The organism is Photobacterium sp. MCCC 1A19761 (genome assembly GCF_037389125.1).
In the GTDB taxonomy this organism is placed as follows: domain Bacteria; phylum Pseudomonadota; class Gammaproteobacteria; order Enterobacterales; family Vibrionaceae; genus Photobacterium.
On record NZ_JAZGTF010000033.1, the window covers coordinates 36,754 to 58,091 of the forward strand.

Annotated in this window: 19 protein-coding genes; 8 read left to right on the plus strand and 11 right to left on the minus strand. The window is 56.9% G+C overall.

The annotated features are described in order from the left end of the window. Positions 1 to 18: 18 nt before the first annotated feature. The 4 genes from glnG to VV869_RS21120 all read left to right on the plus strand — a co-directional run bounded on the left by glnG (position 19) and on the right by VV869_RS21120 (position 5,567). The gene (glnG, locus tag VV869_RS21105; protein ID WP_337736912.1) at positions 19 to 1,434 is read left to right on the plus strand and encodes a nitrogen regulation protein NR(I); all 1,416 of its coding nucleotides are present in this window, start codon (positions 19 to 21) and stop codon (positions 1,432 to 1,434) included. A gap of 185 nt (positions 1,435 to 1,619) precedes the next feature. Further along, positions 1,620 to 4,178 (plus strand): bifunctional diguanylate cyclase/phosphodiesterase, encoded by a 2,559-nt coding sequence (locus VV869_RS21110; protein ID WP_337736913.1) that lies wholly within the window; start codon positions 1,620 to 1,622, stop codon positions 4,176 to 4,178. A 67-nt stretch (positions 4,179 to 4,245) separates the two neighbouring features. Continuing rightward, complete coding sequence (gene add / locus VV869_RS21115) at positions 4,246 to 5,247, plus strand: adenosine deaminase (protein ID WP_337736914.1); 1,002 nt, start codon at positions 4,246 to 4,248, stop codon at positions 5,245 to 5,247. A gap of 191 nt (positions 5,248 to 5,438) precedes the next feature. After that, positions 5,439 to 5,567 carry a hypothetical protein gene (locus tag VV869_RS21120; RefSeq protein ID WP_337736915.1) on the plus strand — a complete coding sequence of 43 codons (129 nt, stop codon included), beginning with the start codon at positions 5,439 to 5,441 and terminating at the stop codon, positions 5,565 to 5,567. 82 nt (positions 5,568 to 5,649) lie between these two features. On the opposite strand, the gene hemN is transcribed toward VV869_RS21120, so the two are convergent. From hemN to VV869_RS21145, 5 genes are all read right to left on the minus strand, one after another. Then, complete coding sequence (gene hemN / locus VV869_RS21125) at positions 5,650 to 7,023, minus strand: oxygen-independent coproporphyrinogen III oxidase (protein ID WP_337736917.1); 1,374 nt, start codon at positions 7,021 to 7,023, stop codon at positions 5,650 to 5,652. Between the two features lie 205 nt (positions 7,024 to 7,228). Next, positions 7,229 to 7,708 (minus strand): DUF2489 domain-containing protein, encoded by a 480-nt coding sequence (locus VV869_RS21130; protein ID WP_337736918.1) that lies wholly within the window; start codon positions 7,706 to 7,708, stop codon positions 7,229 to 7,231. 3 nt (positions 7,709 to 7,711) lie between these two features. After that, positions 7,712 to 8,245 (minus strand): Der GTPase-activating protein YihI, encoded by a 534-nt coding sequence (gene yihI, locus VV869_RS21135; RefSeq protein ID WP_337736919.1) that lies wholly within the window; start codon positions 8,243 to 8,245, stop codon positions 7,712 to 7,714. Continuing rightward, positions 8,245 to 8,886 (minus strand): class I SAM-dependent methyltransferase, encoded by a 642-nt coding sequence (locus VV869_RS21140; protein WP_337736920.1) that lies wholly within the window; start codon positions 8,884 to 8,886, stop codon positions 8,245 to 8,247. Before VV869_RS21140 ends, yihI begins: the two co-directional genes overlap by 1 nt. 187 nt (positions 8,887 to 9,073) lie before the next feature. Beyond that, complete coding sequence (locus VV869_RS21145; protein ID WP_337736921.1) at positions 9,074 to 9,691, minus strand: c-type cytochrome; 618 nt, start codon at positions 9,689 to 9,691, stop codon at positions 9,074 to 9,076. Between the two features lie 156 nt (positions 9,692 to 9,847). On the opposite strand from VV869_RS21145, the gene yihA reads away from it, so the two are divergent. After that, positions 9,848 to 10,513 carry a ribosome biogenesis GTP-binding protein YihA/YsxC gene (yihA, locus tag VV869_RS21150; protein ID WP_261601249.1) on the plus strand — a complete coding sequence of 222 codons (666 nt, stop codon included), beginning with the start codon at positions 9,848 to 9,850 and terminating at the stop codon, positions 10,511 to 10,513. 792 nt (positions 10,514 to 11,305) lie between these two features. Here the strand turns inward: yihA and VV869_RS24445 are convergent. Together VV869_RS24445 and polA are read right to left on the minus strand one after the other, a co-directional pair. Then, positions 11,306 to 11,353, minus strand: coding sequence for a hypothetical protein (locus VV869_RS24445; RefSeq protein WP_438616993.1), 48 nt, complete (start codon positions 11,351 to 11,353; stop codon positions 11,306 to 11,308). A 194-nt stretch (positions 11,354 to 11,547) separates the two neighbouring features. Then, entirely contained in the window at positions 11,548 to 14,319 is a 2,772-nt protein-coding gene (polA, locus tag VV869_RS21155; protein WP_337736922.1) for a DNA polymerase I, read from the minus strand. Between the two features lie 324 nt (positions 14,320 to 14,643). Between polA and elbB the strand changes: the two genes are divergently transcribed. After that, the gene (elbB, locus tag VV869_RS21160) at positions 14,644 to 15,294 is read left to right on the plus strand and encodes an isoprenoid biosynthesis glyoxalase ElbB (protein WP_337736924.1); all 651 of its coding nucleotides are present in this window, start codon (positions 14,644 to 14,646) and stop codon (positions 15,292 to 15,294) included. A 343-nt stretch (positions 15,295 to 15,637) separates the two neighbouring features. Here the strand turns inward: elbB and VV869_RS21165 are convergent, their stop codons facing one another. From VV869_RS21165 to recQ, 4 genes are all read right to left on the minus strand, one after another. After that, positions 15,638 to 16,081: a GNAT family N-acetyltransferase gene (locus VV869_RS21165; RefSeq protein WP_337736926.1), complete on the minus strand. Its 444-nt coding sequence runs from the start codon at positions 16,079 to 16,081 to the stop codon at positions 15,638 to 15,640. 76 nt (positions 16,082 to 16,157) lie between these two features. Beyond that, a complete protein-coding gene (locus VV869_RS21170) occupies positions 16,158 to 16,835 on the minus strand; it encodes a 7-cyano-7-deazaguanine/7-aminomethyl-7-deazaguanine transporter (RefSeq protein WP_337736928.1) in 678 nt (225 codons plus the stop codon). A 156-nt stretch (positions 16,836 to 16,991) separates the two neighbouring features. After that, positions 16,992 to 17,300, minus strand: a complete 309-nt coding sequence (locus VV869_RS21175) for a DUF3630 family protein (protein ID WP_337736929.1) — start codon at positions 17,298 to 17,300, stop codon at positions 16,992 to 16,994. A gap of 75 nt (positions 17,301 to 17,375) precedes the next feature. Continuing rightward, positions 17,376 to 19,223, minus strand: a complete 1,848-nt coding sequence (gene recQ / locus VV869_RS21180) for an ATP-dependent DNA helicase RecQ (RefSeq protein ID WP_337736930.1) — start codon at positions 19,221 to 19,223, stop codon at positions 17,376 to 17,378. A 255-nt stretch (positions 19,224 to 19,478) separates the two neighbouring features. On the opposite strand from recQ, the gene rarD reads away from it, so the two are divergent. Beyond that, positions 19,479 to 20,387 carry an EamA family transporter RarD gene (gene rarD, locus VV869_RS21185; RefSeq protein WP_337736931.1) on the plus strand — a complete coding sequence of 303 codons (909 nt, stop codon included), beginning with the start codon at positions 19,479 to 19,481 and terminating at the stop codon, positions 20,385 to 20,387. Positions 20,388 to 20,495: 108 nt separating this feature from the next. Next, positions 20,496 to 21,284, plus strand: coding sequence for an AraC family transcriptional regulator (locus VV869_RS21190; protein WP_337736932.1), 789 nt, complete (start codon positions 20,496 to 20,498; stop codon positions 21,282 to 21,284). Positions 21,285 to 21,338 lie beyond the last annotated feature (54 nt).

A 21,338-nucleotide genomic window follows, 5' to 3' on the forward strand; every position in this document is an offset into this window, starting at 1 on the left:
ATGAAGAGAGGACGTGATATGAGCAAAGGACTAATTTGGGTGGTCGACGATGACAGCTCAATTCGCTGGGTACTAGAGCGAACCCTCACGGCCGCCGGGCTAAAATGTGACACCTTTGCCGACGCCGACAGCGTCCTGGATGCCCTCGAGCGCAATGTCCCGGACGTCCTGGTTTCCGATATCCGGATGCCGGGGACCGACGGCCTGGCCCTGCTTCGCACCCTGCACCGGGATTACCCGTCGCTGCCGGTGATCATCATGACCGCCCACTCCGACCTCGATGCGGCCGTCAATGCTTATCAGGAAGGGGCCTTTGAATACCTGCCCAAGCCGTTCGATATTGACGAGGCAGTGAATCTGGTTGAGCGCGCCGTGAGCCACAGCCAGGAGCAAAAACGCCAGCAACAACCGGACACGGAAACCAAAAGCGCACCGGAAATCATCGGCGAAGCCCCGGCGATGCAGGAAGTCTTCCGCGCCATCGGCCGCCTGTCCCGCTCCTCCATTTCCGTGCTGATCAATGGGGAGTCCGGCACCGGCAAAGAGCTGGTCGCCCACGCCCTGCACCGCCACAGTCCGCGCAGCCACAAAGAATTCATTGCCCTCAATATGGCCGCGATTCCGAAAGATTTGATCGAGTCCGAGCTGTTCGGCCATGAAAAGGGCGCGTTTACCGGTGCCAACAGCGTCCGCCAGGGCCGCTTCGAGCAGGCAAACGGCGGCACCCTGTTTCTGGATGAAATTGGGGATATGCCGCTCGATATCCAGACCCGGTTGCTGCGGGTACTGGCCGACGGCCAGTTTTACCGGGTCGGCGGCCATTCGCCGGTCAATGTCGATGTGCGGATCATCGCCGCCACCCACCAGAATCTGGAGCGGCTGGTCGCCCAGGGCGATTTCCGTGAAGATCTGTTCCACCGCCTCAACGTGATCCGGGTCCACCTTCCGGCCCTGAAAGATCGGCGCCAGGATATTGCCCAGCTCACCCGCCACTTCCTCCAGCGGGCCTCGGATGAGCTCGGGGTTGAAGTCAAAACCCTGCATCCGTCCGCCGAGGCAGTGCTGACCGAGCTTGACTGGCCGGGCAATGTCCGCCAGCTGGAAAATACCTGTCGTTGGCTGACGGTGATGGCCAGCGGCAACGAAATCCTGCCGGCCGATCTGCCGCCGGAGCTGCTCCAGGCCGAGCCCCGGCTCAGCGAAGACAGCGCCGACGGGCACTGGGAGCAGGCGCTGGAGCGCTGGGCGCGCGAGACCCTGCAGCAGGGCAGCCAGAACCTGCTGGGTGAAGCCCTGCCGGCGTTTGAGAAAATCCTGCTGGAAACCGCCCTGGCCCATACCCACGGCCATAAACAGGAAGCCGCCCGCTTGCTCGGTTGGGGACGCAATACCCTGACCCGCAAACTCAAGGAGCTGAATGTCACCGCGGACTAACGCGCCACGTGGTGAGATATGCCCCTACAACATACCCTGATGCGCAGCCCGCGCAGGCTGCCTGTCAGGGATTTGATTATCGGCATTGAAATAACATTCCCGGGAGATAACGTTTGCATGTTCGCGCTATTTCATCGACTATTTGCTCAATATAATTTGCGTAACTTTTATTCATTTATAAATCAATGCTGAAACATCGTCTGCTGACATTGCGTTTAGCGGTAATGGCTCCCTTTACCGCGCTGTTGTTGTTAACGGTCGGGATTATTGCCCTGGCCCAGCAGCACAGCTACGAGCGCATGCTCGAGGAAGTCAGCGGCAAGCTGCTGGGCTCCTACACCCGCAGTATCAGCAATGATTTACGCGTGTTTCTCGGCGATCCCTTTAACACCAACCTGACCATTGCCGACAGTATCCAGCGCCACCGGCTATACCAGCCGCCACGGCTGACCGGCCTCGAAGCCTACCTCAAAGATGCCATTGCCAGCCTGTATGGCCACCAGCCGCAAATTACCACCATCGGCTTTGGCAGCAAGGACGGTTATTTCATCGGCTTTCGCAAGCAGGAGCAGCGCCAGTTGTCGCTGATGCTCAAAGATCGGCGCACGGACAACGAGCTACACATCTACCGGGGAGACAGTCATTACAGCGATCTCCGCTACCAGGTGAGCGATTACGACCCGACCATCCGGCCCTGGTACCTGCCGTTTACCCGGACCCGAACGCCGGGCTGGGCCGACGTCTATACCAACCAGGATGATACCCAGTCGCTGACCATCTCCGCCGTGAGCCCGGTAATTGACGACGCCGACCAGCAGCTGCTCGGCATGATGGTCACCGATATCAATCTCAGCCGGATCAACCAGTTCCTGCACCGGGAAAGCCGCAATTTTTCCGGCAGTACCTATATTATTGACCAGCATGATCGGCTGATTGCCAGCTCGGCCCAGTCCGGCAATTCGCAGTTAATCACCAATCTGCCACGGCCCGATGCGCTGATCACGGCCAGCCAGCAGTTTATGGCCAAGTCCAGCCTGACCGGCCGCGACAGCGCCCGCTCATTTGAATTTACCCATGACAAAGTCCGCTATTTCAGCCGGATCACCCCCTACCATGACGAATACAACCTGAACTGGCACATTGTGGTGATCATGCCCGAAAGCGAGTTGCTCGGTCAGTTGCCGCAACTGCAGGAAACCGGGTTGCTGGCCGCGATGCTGCTGGCCGGCTGCGGGCTCATCGCCGGATTGTTCATCCTGAAGAAAATCACCCAGCCGATCACCGACATTGCCCGGGCCTCGCAACAAATCAGCGAAACCCACTGGCAAGTCGACGTGCGCCCGACGTTCCGGCTCCAGGAAACCGACCAGCTGACCTCGGCCTTCACCGCGATGTCGGCGCGACTGCAGCACTCTTTCAATACCCTGCGCAAGCAGGTCCTCTACGATACCCTGACCGGGCTCCTGAGCCGGGAAGGGCTGCTGGAAGCGACCAAAGCGCCCCACGCCGGGCAACAGGCCACCCTGATGATCATCGGCCTCAAGGCGTTCAGTAACATCAATGACAGTATCGGCCACCTCAACGGCGATCGGCTGCTGCGGCTGATCGCCCAGCGCCTGCAGCGCAACCTGCCCGGAGCCGCCCTGCTCTGCCGGATCGACCGCTACGAGTTTGCGGTGTTCATTCCCGATCTGGGACCGGACCACGATGCCGAATCGATCGCCGACCTGCTGCTGACCTCGTTCTCGATGCCGTACCGGGTCAACGATATCGAAATCATCGTCTCGGCACGCATCGGGGTGATCGACGGTATCTTGCAGCAACACGGCATGGCCGAGTGGTTGCGCAATGCCAGCCTGGCGCTCAATGCTGCCAAGCGGCAGGACGACCACCCGATCCAGTATTTCACCCCGGCGCTGCTTGAAGCCTCCCAGGAAAAAACCCGGCTGGCGGCCGAGCTCAATCGTGCCCTGGAAAACCAGGAGTTCGAGGTACACTACCAACCGCTGATCGCCCTGGACAGCGGCACCCTGTGCGGCGCCGAAGCCCTGGTCCGCTGGCGTAGCCCAAGCCGGGGACTGGTCCCGCCGTTTCAGTTTATTCCGCTGGCGGAAGAGAACGGCATGATTAACGAGCTGGGCGATCAGATCCTGCGCCAAGCCTGCCGGGAGACCCAGGGCATGATCACGCGCGGCGCCTGGCCGGCCAGCTTCATGCTGCATGTCAACCTGTCGGTCCGCCAACTGCAACAGCCCGACTTCGTGCTGCAGCTCAAATCGATCCTGGCCGACACCGGCCTGTGCACGAGCAACCTGACGCTGGAAATCACCGAATCCCGGCTGATCAGCCAGCCGCAGCAAGTGACCCAGACCCTGCGCCAATTGCGTCGGCTCGGGATCCACATTGCCATTGATGATTTCGGCACCGGTTACTCCTCGCTGGCCTACCTGGCCGATCTGCCGTTTGACAGCCTGAAAATCGATCGGGCCTTTGTCAGCCAGATGAGCGCCAGTACCAACTACACCCCGGTGATCACCGCCATCATTACCCTGGCCCGCCATTTTCAGGCCGAGATCGTGGCCGAAGGCGTGGAAACCCTCGAACAGGCCGAGCGGCTGAAAACACTCGGGTGCCATTACGCTCAGGGCTATTACTACGCCAAACCCATGCCGCTCAGCGATTGGTCAACAGCTCAGGTAAGCGTCGCGGCAGATTCTGCCGACACCGAATCATCCGTGCGCTAACTATAATGATCGAGAATCGTTCTTTGCGTATACTGACGCACCAATTTTCAGCGGGATGACGCGTATCATGATTACCAAGCACCTTCCTTTAACCGATTTGCACCGCCATCTTGATGGCAATATCCGTATCCAGACGATCCTTGAGCTGGGACAGCAATTTGGCATGGCTTTACCCGGTCATGATGTCGAGTCCCTGCGCCCGCATGTGCAGATTGTCGAAGCGGAGCCAAGCCTGGTCGCTTTTCTGTCCAAGCTTGACTGGGGCGTTGCCGTCCTGGGCGATCTGGACGCCTGCCGCCGCGTGGCCTACGAGAATGTTGAAGACGCACTCAATGCCCAAATTGACTATGCCGAGCTGCGCTTTTCGCCGTACTACATGGCGATGAAGCACCAGCTGCCGGTGGCAGGCGTGGTTGAAGCAGTGGTGGATGGTGTCCGCGCCGGTTGCCGTGACTTCGGCATCCAGGCTAACCTGATCGGGATCATGAGCCGCACCTTCGGCACCCAGGCCTGCCAGCAGGAGCTGGATGCGCTGCTGACCCAGAAGGACCACCTGGTCGCCATCGACCTGGCCGGGGATGAGTTGGGCCAGCCTGGCGTTCAGTTTGTCTCCCACTTCACGCAAGTACGCGATGCCGGCCTGCAGGTGACGGTCCACGCCGGTGAAGCGGCCGGTCCGGAGAGCATGTGGCAGGCCATTCGCGAACTGGGCGCGGTACGCATTGGCCATGGGGTCAAAGCGATCGAAGACCCAGCCCTGATGGACTATCTGGCGGAGCACAAGATCGGGATTGAGTCATGCCTGACCTCCAACATCCAGACCAGCACCGTGGCCTCGCTGGCGACCCACCCGGTGAAGCAATTCCTGGATCACGGCATCCTGGCCTGTCTGAACACCGATGACCCGGCGGTCGAAGGGATTGAGCTGCCATACGAGTACGAAGTTGCCGCACCGAAAGCCGGACTGACCGACGCCCAGATCCGCCAGGCGCAGATCAACGGCCTGGAGCTCGCCTTCCTGTCCGATACCGAAAAACAAGCACTTCGGGACAAAGTAGCACAACGCTAATCCCACCCCTCAAAAAAACGCAATCAGCTGGGCATTTTTTGCGCAAATGCAATTTCATTCCGGCTGATTTTGCGTAAAATACGCCCACTTTCTCCCCGCCGCCAACCCATTTTTGATCTGCACTGGTTTCAGCGCTGACCTTTAGGTTGCGGGAGAACTTCACGATCCACCACCCGATTCAGGACACACACATGCTGGACAGTTTTCTTTCTATCAGTATGGCGCTTCCTGCCGTCAGTGAAGTGGCAGCCAATGGCCCGGGCCATTTTGCTGCCGGTGTGCTGGCGCTGTTAGCCGCCTTTAATTTATTTGGCAACTGATCGCAAAAGCCCTCATGCTGAACATTCAGCATGAGGGCTTTTTCGTCAGGGCCGTTTCCGGCCCGAACCACTGCGAATACGGTTAGATCACCCGGGAGAATTGCTGCTGCCGGGCCCGATCGCGCAGGTATTTGTCGAAACACATACAGATATTGCGGATCAACAACCGGCCTTTCAGCGTCACCCGGATGGTGCGCTCATCCACGCTCACCAGTCCGTCATTGATAAAGGTCTGCAATAATTGCAAATCTTCGGCAAAGTACTGGTCAAAATCCAGGTCAAAGCGGGAGGCAATGTCGGTTTTATCCAGCTGAAAATTACAAATCAGCGCTTTAATCACCTCGCGGCGCAGCAAGTCGTCGCCATCCAACGACACCCCTTTCCACAGTGCTTCCCGTTTCTCGCCGACACTGGCGTAATACTTCTTCAGCTCTTTCTGGTTCTGGGCGTAACAGTCACCAATCATCGAAATCGCCGACACCCCCAGCCCCAGCAGGTCGCACTCGCCCTGGGTGGTGTACCCCTGGAAGTTACGATGCAGAATGCCGTTGCGCTGCGCCACCGCCAGTTCGTCATCCGGCAGGGCAAAGTGATCCATACCGATAAACTGATAGCCGGCGCCGGTCAGGGTGGCGATGGTATCTTGCAAAATCGCCAGCTTCTCGTTGGCGGCCGGTAGGTCGGCTTCCAGAATTTTCCGCTGCGCGGCAAACAGGCTCGGCATATGGGCGTAATTAAACACCGACAGGCGGCCCGGTTTCATGGTCAGCACCTGTTGCAGGGTCTTGGCAAAACTCGCCTGATCCTGTTTCGGCAGCCCGTAGATCAGATCCAGGTTGGTCGAACGGAACCCCAGCTCTTTGGCACGTGCCACCAGCGCAAAAATAAAGGCTTCATCCTGCTCGCGGTTCACCAGCTTTTGCACTTCTTTATTGAAGTCCTGTACCCCGATGCTCAAGCGGTTAAACCCTTCGCTGTGCAGGTGATCGAGCATATCAAGTTCAATCTCACGCGGGTCGATCTCAATGCTGATTTCCGCATCCGGCGCAAAATCAAACTGCTCGCGCAGCAGGCCGACCAGACGGCTGATCTGCGCCTTGGTCAGAAACGTCGGCGTACCACCGCCCCAGTGCAGCTGGGTGACAGTCCGCTCGCCGAGCAACCCGGCGCGTTGGCGGATTTCCTGCTCCAGGGCGTCGAGGTACTGATCCGCCTTGTGCTGGTGACGGGTAATGATTTTGTTGCAACCACAGTAGTAACACAGCTTGTGACAGAACGGGATGTGCACATACAGCGACAACGGACGCTCCGGATACTGCGCACACGCCATATCAAACTCCGCCGACGTGAAGGCTTCATGGAACTCCAGGGCGGTCGGGTAGGAGGTGTAGCGGGGACCTGAATAATTGTACTTTTCTATCAGCGCCTGATCCCAAATTATCTGCTCATTTGACATGACGTATTTCCACTACTGTTCTGGGGTTAATTGCAAAGGCCAAGTGTGCCACAACTTGATAAAGATGTAGATGTTTTACTTATTACAGTGCGCGGAAATGATGACTCGCTCAGAGTTTACGGCCTTATCTTCCTGCGCCGGGTACCAGCATACAGTATAGATAAGGCCGAGTGCTGCCGGGGGGGGCAGCATTGAGGCGGGAGACTCAGGCTTTCAGGGTCAAGACTAAGTCCAGCTCGCGTTTGATGTCGTCCATCAACCGGGCTTCGGCTTTCATCCGCGTCATGTCGAGCTGCATGCGCTCACGCTTTTCCAGCGTTTTGCGCGCTTCGCCCCGCGGCATTTCTTTGACCACCTGATACAACGCATGCATCGCCGGGTACTGATCGGCAAAATCAACCTGATGATCGCCTTGCAGCACTTCCATCAGCTTGTACAAGCGGATGGTCACTTCCGACACATCGCACTCATCCTGCTTTCCGGCCTGAGCAATAATCAACACGCTTTCCATAATATTGGCATTGCGCTGTTTGATGCCCTCGGCTTCCAGCCGCTGCGCCCGGGCCAAAAAGGCCTTATGGCGTTGGTTCTGCTGATACAGCTTGAACAGCAGATAACCGGCGTACCCCGCCAGCACGGCAACCACCGCGCTGGCCAATCCAAACCACAACGTCAAATTCTGCAAGGCTTACTCCTTGTCGAAATCGTCAAAATCCATGTTTTCGAACTTATCCAGCAGGTCGTCATCGTCGTCGGACGGTGCCGCAGCAGCAACTTCAACCTCGTCGTCTTCCAGCAGACCCAGCTGATTCATCAACTGCTCAATGCGATCCAGTTTCTGGTCGACCTGTTTTTGCAGACCTGCGCCCAGGTTTTCACCGGCATCAATCCGATCAAGCAGCACCATCAGCTGGCTGTCATTTTCCAGCATGGCCAGCTCCTGCTCGGCGCTGAGACGACGCTCTTTCTTGGTCATCGGCTTCTTCGCCTCGACGATCAGCGGCACCGGCTTCTTACTGCCATGGCGCGGATCTTTCGCGCGGGCCTGGCCGCGGCTGCCGGCCACCGACCCGTCGGAATGACGGCTGCCGGTCTTCAGGCCTTTACGCTTACGTGCTTTCTTGCGCAGACGCCCTTCCTGCTCCAGCTGGTTGCTTGATTTCTGGGTATATACTGCCGGGCCTTCTGAGCCCGGCTTACGGCTCTTTTTCTTACGGGTCATTACTGGGTTTTCCTCAGCAAAATTACATCATTTCCAACAAATTCCACACTCAGGCCATCTCGCCGGGCCAGAAAGCAGAACGTTTCGCGGCTGAAAAAGCTCACGTGGGTTGGGTCGTTCTTATAGTGCCAGCGAGCAAATGCCTCGGCATCCGTCGCCAGCTTGGTCATCAGCCCCAGCCATCCGCCGGGCTTGACCATGTTGAGTAACCGCGACCATTCCCTGGCCGGTGTATAAAAGTGTTCAATCGCTTCGGTACAGGTGACAAAATCATACGTTGTCTCCAGGACCGCTGGCTCATCGGCAAAATACGGGTCATAGATCGCCATCCGATGCCCCATTTCTGCCAGCATAACAGACAAGGTCGGACCCGGACCGCAGCCAAAATCCAGCCCATCCAGCGGCGCCGGTCCCAACCGCTCGCTCAGCGGCTCGGCCAGGCGGTTGAGAAAGCGTCGGTAGCCCTGATCGGTCGGGTTGTTCTCATGCTGATCATAGACCGCCTTTTCGTCCTCCGGGGCCAGCAATGCCGCCGGATCCGCAAAGATCAGCGCACATGCCTGACAGCGGAAATAAGCACGAAGCCGATCTTCAACAAACACATCAGCCGACTGATGATGACACAGCGGGCAGGTCTGCATGGCTTACTCTCTCCTACGCTTCGGACAACACGGCGCGCCCGTCATCCGACTTAAAAATGAAGCCGCGTATCATAGCAGATCCGAATACGAAATGCGCATATTTGCGCCGCCCTCCCGCCAAACCGGGCAGGTATGAAAAAAGGCAGCCGAGGCTGCCCTTATTTCACGAATACTGGAAACGGATGGATTAGTGTAGGCCACCAACGTATTGGGACAGAGCGGCAATTTCTTTATCAGTCAGCTTCGCTGCCACGGCGCGCATCATGGCATTCATGTCGTTGCTGCGATCGCCGGCACGGAATTTCTCCAGCTGCAGTTTGACATACTCAGCATTCTGACCGGAAATTTTAGGGAAGCCCGACAGGCTGGTGCCATTTCCGCGCGGACCGTGACAGGCCGTACAAGCCGCAATCCCACGCTCAGCATCACCGGCACGGTACAGGGTCTGACCGATTGCAATCGCAGATTCCGGCGTCGTATTGTCAGAAATAGGCAACGAAGAGAAGTAAGCTGCCAGATCAGCCATATCCTGCTCACTCAATGGCATCGCCATTCCGCCCATAACCGGATCGTTACGGCCTTGCTTTCCACCGGTACTCATCGCCAGCTTAAAATCCTTCAGCTGTTTTTCCAGATAGCCAGCATGCTGACCTGCGATTTTCGGGTATTGCGCCATAATGCTGTTGCCATCTGCTCCATGACAAGCGGCACATGTCGCGGCTTTTGCTTTTCCAGCTTCCACATCTCCCTGGGCCCAGGCTGAGCAACTGGCAAGAAGAGTCAATATCAGTGCTAATTTCTTCATGACATTCCGTTATAATTATTGAGCTTCCAGTACCACAAGTAATGCTCAGTTACATGGTATACAATAAGACCACATAGCGAGCACGGTTTCGCACATTTTACACCATTTCACATAAAAGTAATCAGTCGACTACATGAAGACTTGACGGAGTTAACAGTGAATCAAACTCTCAACTATAGAAATACCGGCTTTATCACAAGTGCACCGACTATTCGTCACTTGCCAAACGACACAGGCGTTGAGATCGCATTTGCTGGCCGCTCCAATGCAGGTAAGTCAAGTGCCCTGAACCGAATTACCGATCAGAAGAGCCTGGCCCGGACCTCCAAAACCCCGGGGCGGACCCAGTTAATCAACATGTTTGAAGTGATCCCGGGTTGTAACCTGATCGACCTGCCGGGGTACGGCTATGCGCAGGTTCCCCTGGAAATGAAGATCAAATGGCAGCAGTCGCTGGGTGAATACCTGCAAAAGCGTGAGTGCCTGGAGGGCCTGGTGGTGCTGATGGATATCCGCCATCCGCTCAAAGATCTCGATCAGCAGATGATCATGTGGGCGATTGAGAGCCGCCTGCCGGTGCTGGTGCTGCTGACCAAGGCCGATAAACTGAAAAGCGGGGCCCGCAAGCAACAACTGATGAAAGTACGCGAAACGGTGAAAACCTTTGGCGGTGATGTTCAGGTTGAAGCCTTCTCATCACTCAAAGGCATTGGCGTCGATCAGGTCCGCCGCAAACTCGACGACTGGTTCGCCCCGGAGCTGGAACGCCAGCAGGCACTGCTGGATATGGAAGCAATCGACAGCGAGGAACACGGGGAATAACCCGAGCCACGACCGGTCTGAAAAATACCCCACCGACCGGTGGGGTAACCGGAGAGAAATAGAAGGTTTTTATTGTTGTCCCAAAAGGATTGTCGAGTTCCCCACCCAGCGCAAGTTTTTCGCCCTGCTCCGCCGTTTCTTTTCCCCCACGACCGACTCAGTGACACCACCCGACGACCGCGATGATCCGGTTTTCCGAACACCCTTACTCATGCCCTGCCCCGTTCATGCCATCAAGGCCCTTTCTTTTATCACACAAATTAAGATAGCCGTAAGTCACCTTTGGCTGGAAGTTTATTACATTCTGGTGAGCGGAACAGACAATGAGTGGATAAAAAAAAGCCACCTCAACAGAAGGTGGCCATGTCATGGATGTGCTTGGCAGCCGGCGTTCAAGCCCGCTGGCAAATAACAAATATGAACAAGAAGCAACCATGATTATACCGATCCGGACTCATATTTAAAGTAAATACTCTAAACATTTGTTGCACATTGTTTCAAAGAAGCTGCGACAGAGTTGGCAGGGCTCTGCAACACGAGGCTTCGTCCCTTACTCAGTCCATTATCTTCCAGCGGATCTTCCCGGGAGCACATGGTGCTTTATTTCCCGACAACTTTCGAATTATGGGTGATAAAATCGACGTATACCGGCGGTATCAAGCGGAACGGCATATGACCGTGCGCAGCGGAAACGTGGGTGGGGAAATCAAACGGATCGTCAAAACAGGTGGGGATGGATTTTTCCGGCGCTGAAATAAAAAACGCCCCGGCCAATTGACCAGGGCTGCTGAATCAGCCAAATCCAATAACGTGAAACAAAAGGTCTGAAAGATAGAACATCTTACCTCTGTACCCTACGCCGATAACTGTATATCAATTGCGCAGATTTGAAAAGCCCTTTTTGTAGTTTTTTTTCACCATATCGTAACTAACTTAAATGACAGGAAACTTTATCAGCAATTAATTCGCCTAAAAAAATAGCTGGCCTATGGCCAGCTATCAGGATTTTCGGTACTCACCCGGCGCATCATCCCTTAGTGGGCCTGCTCCCAGTTGTCACCGTGGCCGGCATCTGCGATCAACGGCACCGCCAGTTCCGCCGCGGATTCCATCAACTGACGAATACTGTCGGAGACACTTTCCAGCTCAGATTCCTGTACTTCAAAAACAAGTTCGTCATGTACTTGCATCAGCAGGCGAACCCGGTCGGCCGGCTGCTCACGGATCCACTGATCGACCAGCACCATCGCCCGCTTGATGATATCCGCCGCCGTGCCCTGCATCGGGGCATTGATTGCAGCACGCTCGGCGGCCTTGCGGCGCATGCCGTTCCGCGACTTGATATCCGGCAAGTAGAGGCGGCGGCCGAACAGGGTTTCCACATACCCTTTCTCGCTCGCCGTGGTTCGGGTGCTTTCCATATATTCCAGCACGCCCGGATAACGGTCGAAGTACACATTCATATACTCCTGAGCTTCGTTACGGCCCATATCCAGCTGTTTGGCCAGACCGAACGCACTCATGCCGTAGATCAGGCCGAAGTTAATCGCCTTGGCGCGGCGACGCTGCTCGCTGGTAACGGAGTCGATCGGCAAACCCAGGATCTCTGCGGCAGTGGCTGCGTGGATATCCTTGCCGTGGCGGAAGGCATCCAGCAGCGCCTGATCGCCCGACAGATGGGCCATGATCCGCAATTCAATCTGCGAGTAGTCGACCGCCAGGATCTTGTAGCCGCTCGGTGCGGTAAAGGCCTGACGGATCCGGCGGCCCTCTTCGTTACGAACCGGGATGTTTTGCAGGTTTGGATCGCTCGACGACAGGCGCCCGGTGGCCGTCACGGCCTGATGATACGAAGTATGCACCCGTCCGGTGGCCGGGTTAATCATCTTCGGCAACTTGTCAGTGTAGGTCGATTTCAGTTTCGCCAGACCGCGATATTCGAGGATCAGCTTCGGCAGCGGGTAATCCAGCGCCAGCTCTTGCAACACTTCCTCATTGGTCGACGGCGTTCCGGACGGAGTCTTTTTCACCACCGGCAGGCCCATTTTCTCAAACAAAATCGCCTGCAACTGCTTCGGCGAGCTGAGGTTAAACTCTTCCCCGGCCACCTCGTATGCCTGTTTCTCCAGCTCATCAAGGCGGGCAGCAATTTCAACCGACTGGGTGTTCAGCTTCATGCTGTCAATTAGCACCCCGGTACGCTCCATCCGTGACAGGACCGGCACCAGCGGCATTTCAATGGTTTCAAACACCGATTTGAGCTTGGCGTCGGCATTGATTTTCTCGATCAGCAGGTTGTGCAGACGCAGGGTGATATCGGCATCTTCTGCGGCATACGGCCCGGCCTGCTCCAGCTCGATCTGGTTAAACGTCAGCTGCTTCTTCCCTTTCCCGGCAATCTCTTCAAAGCTGATCGTCTTGTGCTCGAGGTAGCGCAGCGCCAGGCTGTCCATATCGTGGCGGCCGATCACGCTGTTAAACACGTAGGATTCCAGCATGGTATCAAAGGCGATCCCCTTCATCTCGATGTCATAGCGAGCCAGGATCGAGGCATCAAACTTCAGGTTCTGGCCGACCTTGGCCTGGTTCGGATCTTCCAGCAGCGGTTTGAGCTGGGCCAGCACCCAGTCGCGATCGAGCTGGGCCGGGGCATCCAGGTAGTCATGGGCCACCGGCACATAGGCCGCCTTGCCTTCTTCCACCGCGAACGATACCCCGATCAGGTTGGCCGTCATGTAATCCAGGCCATCGGTTTCGGTATCAAAGGCAACGACTTCCGCCGACTTCAGGGTCTCCAGCCAGCCGTTAAATGTGGCTTCATCCAGCACGGTCTCATAGCCGCTGCGATCAATCACCGGTGCCACTGCCTGGGTTTCCGGGACCGCGGCGGCGACTTTCTCGTCCGCTGCAATTCGGCCATCGCTGCCGCTCAGCATCTCTTCCAGCCAGCGGCGGAACTGCAACTTGCCGAACAGGCGGGTCAGCTCGTCAGCATCCGGCTCGCCCTTGCGCAGCTCATCCGGCGTCACATCCAGCTCGACATCCAGCTTGATGGTCGCCAGCTCATAAGAGAGATAGGCGGCGTCTTTATGATCCGCAAGTTTCTGCGGCATGGTTTTCGAGCCGCGAAAACCGAGCGCCGGGATCGCTTCCAGGTTGGCATACAGCGCATCCAGACCACCAACGCCGGTCAGCAGCGCCTTCGCCGTCTTCTCACCCACACCAGGGACGCCAGGAATGTTATCGACTTTATCGCCCATCAGCGCCAGGTAATCGATGATCAGCTCAGGGCCGATGCCGAATTTTTCCACCACCCCTTCCGGGTCCATCACCACCCCGGTCATGGTATTGATCAGCGTGACATTCTGGTCCACCAGCTGGGCCATATCTTTATCCCCGGTACTGATCAGCACCGGCATATTGGCTTTGGACGCCTGAGTCGCCAGGGTTCCGATCACGTCATCGGCTTCCACCCCGGGGACGGCAATCAGCGGCAAGCCCATGGCCCGGATAATCGCATACAGCGGCTCAATCTGACCGCGTAAATCATCCGGCATCGGCGGTCGGTGAGCCTTGTATTCCGGGTAGATTTCATCACGGAAAGTTTTGCCTTTGGCATCAAACACCACGGCAATATGCTCTGTGGAAAACTGGCGCAACAGGCTGCGCAACATGTTCACCACCCCGTACACAGCGCCGGTCGGCTCACCGTCAGAGTTAGTGAGGTTCGGTGCCGCGTGATAGGCACGATAGAGATACGAGGATCCGTCAATCAGGATCAGTGGATTTTCTGGAATAGTTGCCATAAAGAGATTCTTATATCCGGGGGATGAAAGAGTTAGGGCCTTAGAATGCCACGACAGCCGTCAACTGTTAACTGTTGTTGTCCACGCGCCCCCGCCATCCTGTGGATAACTTTGTTAGTATTTAAAATGGCCGAGTGGATCAAATTCGGCATGAAATCATACACTTCCAAACAAAGCCTTTTAAATCATCACGTTAAGAGATCATCATAAAATGGATCCTCGATCCTAAAATGATCATTAATTGTGGAAAAAGTTAACAGATCGATCTGAAATAAGCATATCTTAGAGCAGAAAGCGGCAAAATTGATGATAAAGGAGACCAGCATGAAGAAAATAGCAGTTATTTTAAGCGGCTCAGGCGTCTTTGACGGTGCAGAAATCCACGAATCCGTCCTGGCGCTCCTCGCCATTGAGCAAGCCGGTGCCAGCTGGCACTGCTTCGCACCGAATATCTCCCAACACCATGTGATTAACCATATCACCGGGGAAGAGATGCCGGAGACCCGCAACGTGCTGGTCGAAGCGGCCCGGATCGCCCGCGGCAACATCGATGATATCGTCAACCTCAGAGCCGTTGACTATGATGCCCTGCTGCTGCCAGGCGGGTTCGGGGTCGCCAAGAACCTGTCTGATTTTGCCCTGGCCGGTGCAAACTGCCAGGTCAACAGCGAGGTCAAGCGAGTGTGTCAGGAGTTTGCCCGGGAAGAAAAGCCGGCAGCCTATCTCTGCATTGCGCCGACGTTGATCCCGACGATCTATGGTGAAGGTGCCCGGGGGACGATCGGCAACGATCCGGACACCGCCAACGCCTTTACCAAGATGGGCGGCGAGCATGTGATCTGCCCTGTGGATGATTATGTGCTGGATCAACAGCGGAAGATCCTCACCACTCCGGCCTATATGCTGGCCGGCAGCATTTCGGAAGCCGCAAGCGGGATCAATAAGCTGGTGAAAGAGCTGGTCAAGCTGGCGTAAGCGGGCAACGCGGATCCGGATGCAATTTTCCGGGTCCCTGAAAAAGAAAAGGCGGCGCTCCTGATGGTTGGTCGTCCAACCGGATGCGCCGCTCAGCAGAATTGGTGATTGGTTCTCAGCCCTACACTAAAAACCCAACCGTCGCTGAAGTACACTGGAAGCAATGTGAGCAATGTCGTGCCTTCAAACAAGAGAGTGTTTGTCCTTCCCTCTCGCTGAGTGCAAGTTAATAATAACCATTCTCATTTGAGATGCAAGCTTTTTATTGAGAATTATTGTCATTTATTTCACTCATCGCCGCACACCGTCCGGGCCTCCGACTGCCACAAAGGCAAATTTAAATCTAACCTTCTGATACAGAAAGATCTTTCACAAAGTGAATGCGGTAATCTTCCAGCCCGTCTTTTTTCTCAAGATGTTCGATTTGATAGCCGTTGCGGAGCAATAACCGCAGCATCGCCGAAAAACGGTTGCGGGACTTCACCCGCACTTCAACATAGCCCTGCTCACGCATCCAGGTTTCCTGAGCGGCCAGCAAGGCCTGCGCCACCCCATGGCCGCGTGCCCCGGCGGTCACCCCGCCCAGCCAGCTGTAAAAACAGGTCTCCGACAGGGCGTAACCAATTTTAATCCCCACCGGCTGCCCTTCAACCTCCGCGATCAGGATTAACGACGTATGGCCCCGGAGCCGGGACTGCAATCCCGCTTCATCGGTCGGATAGGCGAACTCTTCAATTTGAGTCAACACTGCGGCAGCTTCTGCCACACTGGCCTGGCGGATCTTCATGTCATGCTCCTTTCAGTGACCATCAGACAAGGGGGATATCGATAAAAAAGCCGACATTCGTCGGCTTGAGTGTAATTTAGACCAGCTCCCGGTGGGGAACGGACTGTGGCGCTAAGGAGGTCAGGCGCTTGATCAGATAATTGAGCAACACACCGTACATCGGCACAAACAGGCCCAGACTGATGATCAGCTTGAAGCCATAATCCACCAGCGCGATTTCCACCCAGTGCTCGGCCATGAACGGATCCGGGCTGTGGTAGAAGGCAATTGCGAAGAACGCCACGGTATCGAGCGCGTTGCCGAACAGGGTCGAGCAGCTCGGGGCCACCCACCACTGTTTGCTTTGACGCAGGCGGTTAAAGACCGAGACATCAAGGATCTGCCCCAGCAGGTAAGCCATGAAGCTGGCAATCGCGATCCGGGCGACAAACAGGTTAAATTCCCCCAGTTGCGCCATACCCTGATACTCTCCCTGATAGAAAAGCACCGACAGCCCATAGGAAATGGCCAGCGATGGCACCATCACCCGCAGGATGATTTTGCGCGCCATCGCGGCGCCGAAAATCCGCACCGTCAGATCGGTGGCCAGGAAAATAAACGGGAACGAAAAAGCGCCCCAGGTGGTATGGAAACCCAACACGGTAAACGGCAGCTGGACCAGATAGTTGCTCGACGCAATGATCAGCAGGTGGAAGGCAACCAGAAACAGGAGCGCTTTGCGCTGTTGCGCGAGAGAAAATTGAGACGCAGTCATACTGAGACCTTTTTGTCATTGGGGGAGAGGGAACCCAAAACACCGTCGGCACACTGTGCCGCGGCAACCAGGCGGGCGATTATACCTTAACCATTTCGATTGCCTAGCCCCGGATCCGCCCGGCATCCGATGTAATCGATTCAAGCCCGCCGTGGACTATCGGCGCCCCAGCCAGGTGGCGAGAAATTGCAGGGTGTCTGCCGCATCGCCAGCCATGCCTTCGAGCCATAGCGCCCCGCTGTAGTGCTCGCCCTTGAGCATCAACCGACAGCCTTCGAAGTCCACCAGCCAGAGGTGCAGATCGGCATTACACTCGCGTTCAATCACGGTTGCATCCAGCTGTTGCAGCAATTGCTCGACAATCCCCGGGAAATCATCAAAATCAAACTGCGGGCCATCAATCAGCAGCAGCCCCTGCTCAAGGTCAAGTTCGCGGCAAGTAAAGTCAGGTGTCGAACGGGTCATATGGGCTCCTGGGTTGATGGGTGATCTTGCGTGAATCTATCGATTCGTAACTATCGATACGCTAATACTGATACGTTAATAGGTGCCGTCGCCGACGGTCAGGTGCTCTTCAATCAGAGTCAAAAAGGCCTCACCGTATTTCTCCAGCTTGCGATGGCCGACGCCATTCACGGCCAGCAGCTCGCCGGAGGATGTCGGCAGCATCTCTGCCATTTCCATCAGGCTGGCATCATTGAACACCACATACGGCGGCAAGTCTTCTTCATCGGCAATCGCCTTGCGCAATTTGCGCAGCTTGGCAAACAGCTTCTTGTCGTAATGACGGTTGGCCAGCTTATCGTTCTTGGCACTGCGGGCGGCGATATCAAGCCGCGGCACCGCCAGCTCCAGCGCCACTTCCGCGCGCAGGATCGCACGGGCTTTTTCCGTCAGCTGCAGCGTCGAGCTGTGGACAATACTCTGGATCAGGTAGCCACGGTGGATCAGCTGGCGCAGGATGCTGACCCAGAACTCATGGCTGTGCTCGCGACCGATGCCATAGGTCGTCAGCTTGTCGTGGCCGAGCTCGCGGATCCGCTGATTCTGCATCCCGCGCAGCACGTCCACCACATGGTTGACGCCGAAACGCTGATTGACCCGGTAGACACAGGACAGGGCTTTCTGGGCCACTTCCAGCGCCGCAAAGTGTTTGGGCGGGTCAAGGCAGATATCACAGTTGCCGCACGGCTCTTCCCGGGACTCGCCGAAATAATTCAGCAGCACCTGGCGGCGGCAGGTCTGGGCTTCGGCAAACGCGCCCATGGCGTTGAGCTTGTGGCCTTCGACCTGCTTCTGGGCCCCGTCGGCCTTTTCATCCAGACAGCGGCGCAGCCAGGCCAGATCAGACGGGTCGTACAGCATCACCGCTTCCGCCGGCAGGCCGTCGCGCCCGGCACGGCCGGTTTCCTGGTAATACGATTCGATATTACGCGGAATATCATAATGGACCACAAAGCGGACATTGGGCTTGTTGATCCCCATCCCGAAGGCCACCGTCGCCACCACGATATGAATATCATCGCGCTGGAAGCTTTCCTGCACCTGCGACCGCTCGTCGTGCGCCATCCCGGCATGATAGGCCGCGGCCCGGATCCCGCTCTCGCACAACTTCTCGGTGATCTGCTCCACCCGCTTGCGGCTGTTGCAATACACAATCCCGCACTGGCCGCGCATCGTCCCCAGATAGCGGGTCAGCTGCGACATCGGCTTGTATTTTTCCTGCAGGGTATAGCGGATATTGGGCCGGTCGAAACTGCCGAGGTAGACATGCGGCTCGCTCAGGGCCAGCCGGGAAAGAATATCCTGCCGGGTGGTTTCATCCGCCGTCGCCGTCAGGGCCATGATCGGCAGCTCCGGGACATATTGCTTGAGTGCCCCCAGCGACGCATATTCCGGACGGAAATCATGCCCCCACTGGGAAATGCAGTGCGCTTCATCCACCGCCAGCAGGCTGAGCGGCAACTCGGGCAGGCGCTCGAGAAAATCCCGGCTCAGGGCCCGCTCCGGCGAGACATACACCAGTTTGATTTCACCGTCCTGCATCTGGCGGAAGGTGTCCTGGATGGCCTCGCGCGAGAGGGTGGAATTGATACAGGCAGCCGCCACCCCGTTGGCATTGAGCTGGTCGACCTGATCTTTCATCAGCGAGATCAGCGGCGAAATCACCAGCGTCAGCCCGTCACGGATCAGGGCCGGGATCTGGTAACACAGCGACTTCCCGCCTCCGGTCGGCATGATCACCAGACAGTCCTGCCCCCCGGACGCCGCGTCAATCACGTCCTGCTGTCCGGTACGGAAAGCCTGGTAGCCGAACACATCCCGGAGGATCTGCGCACTGGCGGAAAGTGAAGCCGGCTGGCAAACGGCGGCGCTGCTGGATGACATAAGAGGACTCTTTGATGAACGAGCGGGCTATTCTATACCATTCGGATCATGGATGTGAACGTCGCGGCACCGGCACCCCGGCCGACGGCCCGTTTTTCGCCATCCCCCGGCATCATTGCCCCTGCCCGGCCCGGCATTTGCCGAAAAAAGTTCCGGGTGACATGGTTCTGGATCACGTTTTATACTGCCGGGACATCACAAGTTAGAAAATCGTTTTAACGCGACCACTCCTTTTCCTTAACATTCTGGGTACCGATGAACGAACAACAACAGACGCAGCGTGGCGTCGTCCTGGCCCTGGCTGCCTATACCATGTGGGGCATTGCGCCCATTTATTTCAAAGCCCTGCAACAGGTCAGCCCGCTGGAAATTCTCAGCCACCGGGTGATCTGGTCTTTTTTCTTCCTCGCCGGCCTGATTGCGCTGGGGAAAAACTGGGGCAAGGTCCGGACCGTGCTGGGCCAACGCAAGACCCTGCTGATGCTGAGTGCCTCCTCAGTACTGATTGGCGGCAACTGGCTGATTTTTATCTGGGCGGTGAATCACAACTACATGCTTGATGCCAGCCTCGGCTATTTCATCAATCCTCTGCTCAATGTACTCCTCGGCATGCTGTTTCTCGGTGAGCGACTGCGACCATTGCAATGGCTGGCCGTGGCTCTCGCGGCCTGCGGCGTGGCGGTGCAGCTGATCCAGTTCGGCTCGCTGCCGTGGATTGCCCTGGCGCTGGCCAGCAGCTTCGGGGTATACGGCCTGGTGCGCAAGAAAGTTAACTTAGATGCCCAGACCGGGCTCTTTATGGAAACCAGCATCTTGATGCCGCTGGCGGCCGTCTACGTGCTGGTGTTTGCCGACAGCCCGACCGCGGACTGGACCGCCAATCCGGCCGGTACCAACCTGCTGCTGATGGCTGCCGGGATCGTCACCACCCTGCCGCTGCTGTGCTTTACCGGCGCCGCGACCAAACTCAAGCTCTCCACCCTGGGCTTTTTCCAGTATCTCGGCCCGAGCCTGATGTTCCTGCTGGCGATCCTGGTCTACGGCGAAAGCTTCAGCCTCGACAAAGGCTACACCTTCGCCTTTATCTGGGCGGCGCTGATCCTGTTCAGCTTTGACGGCATCAAAGGCCATCGCCAGGCCAGAAAACAGCTGCGCACCAGCTAAGCCGAGCAATTTGTTCCCCGCGGGGTGTCAGTTTTTTACAAGCACACCCCGCTGCTTTATGCTCTACTGAATGGCTGTCAGCGTACAATCACCCGGGCGAGGTTCAGGATGAACACAGTCAACCACCGCAAATCCTGCATCGCGGACATCAATCTGATTGATGCCCACTACCAGAGCTTTGCCTTCAAACGACACTACCACCTCAATTACCACCTCGGGCTGATCACCGAAGGGGAGCAGGAGTATCATTTCCACGGCGCCCGCCACCTCGCCGGAGCCGGGCAGATGGTGATGATGCCGCCGGATGAAATCCATGACGGCCAGCCGCATGCGCGCGGCTATAAAGTCAAAGTGTTCAGCATCACCCCGGACTGGCTGGATCACCAGGCGTATGAATTGGCCGGTCCGCAGCCGATCCATTTTCCGCGCAACCTGATCACCGACCCGCAGTTGTTTCGCCAACTGAGCCAGCTGCACGACCAGCTCAGCAATCCGCACTTCCCGCAACTCGCCAAGGAAAGCATGCCGCTGGAATTCTTCTCCCGCCTGCTCAGCCGTTACGGCCAGCTCCGCCCCAATGCGGTCGCCGCCCTGGGCAGTAAAGATCTGCATCAGTTGCGGGATTACCTGATGGCCCACCTGGATCAGAAAATCAGCTTAGAGACGCTGGCCCGGCTGTGCGATCTCAGTCCGTCGCAACTGCTGCGCCAGTTTAAGAAGGCAACCGGCATGACCCCGTATGCCTGGCTGGCCCGGCTGCGGCTGGAACATGCCATGGCCCTGCTCAAGGCTGGCTACAGCAGTACCGATGTCGCCTACCACGTCGGTTTTTACGATCAGGCCCACTTTACCCGCACCTTCAAGCAAACCTTCGGCGTCGCCCCGTCCGGGATCTAACGGCTTTGTGCTGCGGGTGTGAATTTTTTACAAGCGCCCGCTGGCGAGCCCGGG

Bases quoted from the DNA above. Each gene is read 5' to 3' on its own strand.
- glnG (WP_337736912.1), top strand. From the start codon at position 19: ATGAGCAAAGGACTAATTTGGGTGGTCGACGATGACAGCTCAATTCGC.
- VV869_RS21110 (WP_337736913.1), top strand. From the start codon at position 1,620: ATGCTGAAACATCGTCTGCTGACATTGCGTTTAGCGGTAATGGCTCCC.
- add (WP_337736914.1), top strand. From the start codon at position 4,246: ATGATTACCAAGCACCTTCCTTTAACCGATTTGCACCGCCATCTTGAT.
- VV869_RS21120 (WP_337736915.1), top strand. From the start codon at position 5,439: ATGCTGGACAGTTTTCTTTCTATCAGTATGGCGCTTCCTGCCGTCAGT.
- hemN (WP_337736917.1), bottom strand. From the start codon at position 7,023: ATGTCAAATGAGCAGATAATTTGGGATCAGGCGCTGATAGAAAAGTAC.
- yihI (WP_337736919.1), bottom strand. From the start codon at position 8,245: ATGACCCGTAAGAAAAAGAGCCGTAAGCCGGGCTCAGAAGGCCCGGCA.
- VV869_RS21140 (WP_337736920.1), bottom strand. From the start codon at position 8,886: ATGCAGACCTGCCCGCTGTGTCATCATCAGTCGGCTGATGTGTTTGTT.
- VV869_RS21145 (WP_337736921.1), bottom strand. From the start codon at position 9,691: ATGAAGAAATTAGCACTGATATTGACTCTTCTTGCCAGTTGCTCAGCC.
- polA (WP_337736922.1), bottom strand. From the start codon at position 14,319: ATGGCAACTATTCCAGAAAATCCACTGATCCTGATTGACGGATCCTCG.
- elbB (WP_337736924.1), top strand. From the start codon at position 14,644: ATGAAGAAAATAGCAGTTATTTTAAGCGGCTCAGGCGTCTTTGACGGT.
- VV869_RS21165 (WP_337736926.1), bottom strand. From the start codon at position 16,081: ATGAAGATCCGCCAGGCCAGTGTGGCAGAAGCTGCCGCAGTGTTGACT.
- VV869_RS21170 (WP_337736928.1), bottom strand. From the start codon at position 16,835: ATGACTGCGTCTCAATTTTCTCTCGCGCAACAGCGCAAAGCGCTCCTG.
- VV869_RS21175 (WP_337736929.1), bottom strand. From the start codon at position 17,300: ATGACCCGTTCGACACCTGACTTTACTTGCCGCGAACTTGACCTTGAG.
- recQ (WP_337736930.1), bottom strand. From the start codon at position 19,223: ATGTCATCCAGCAGCGCCGCCGTTTGCCAGCCGGCTTCACTTTCCGCC.
- rarD (WP_337736931.1), top strand. From the start codon at position 19,479: ATGAACGAACAACAACAGACGCAGCGTGGCGTCGTCCTGGCCCTGGCT.
- VV869_RS21190 (WP_337736932.1), top strand. From the start codon at position 20,496: ATGAACACAGTCAACCACCGCAAATCCTGCATCGCGGACATCAATCTG.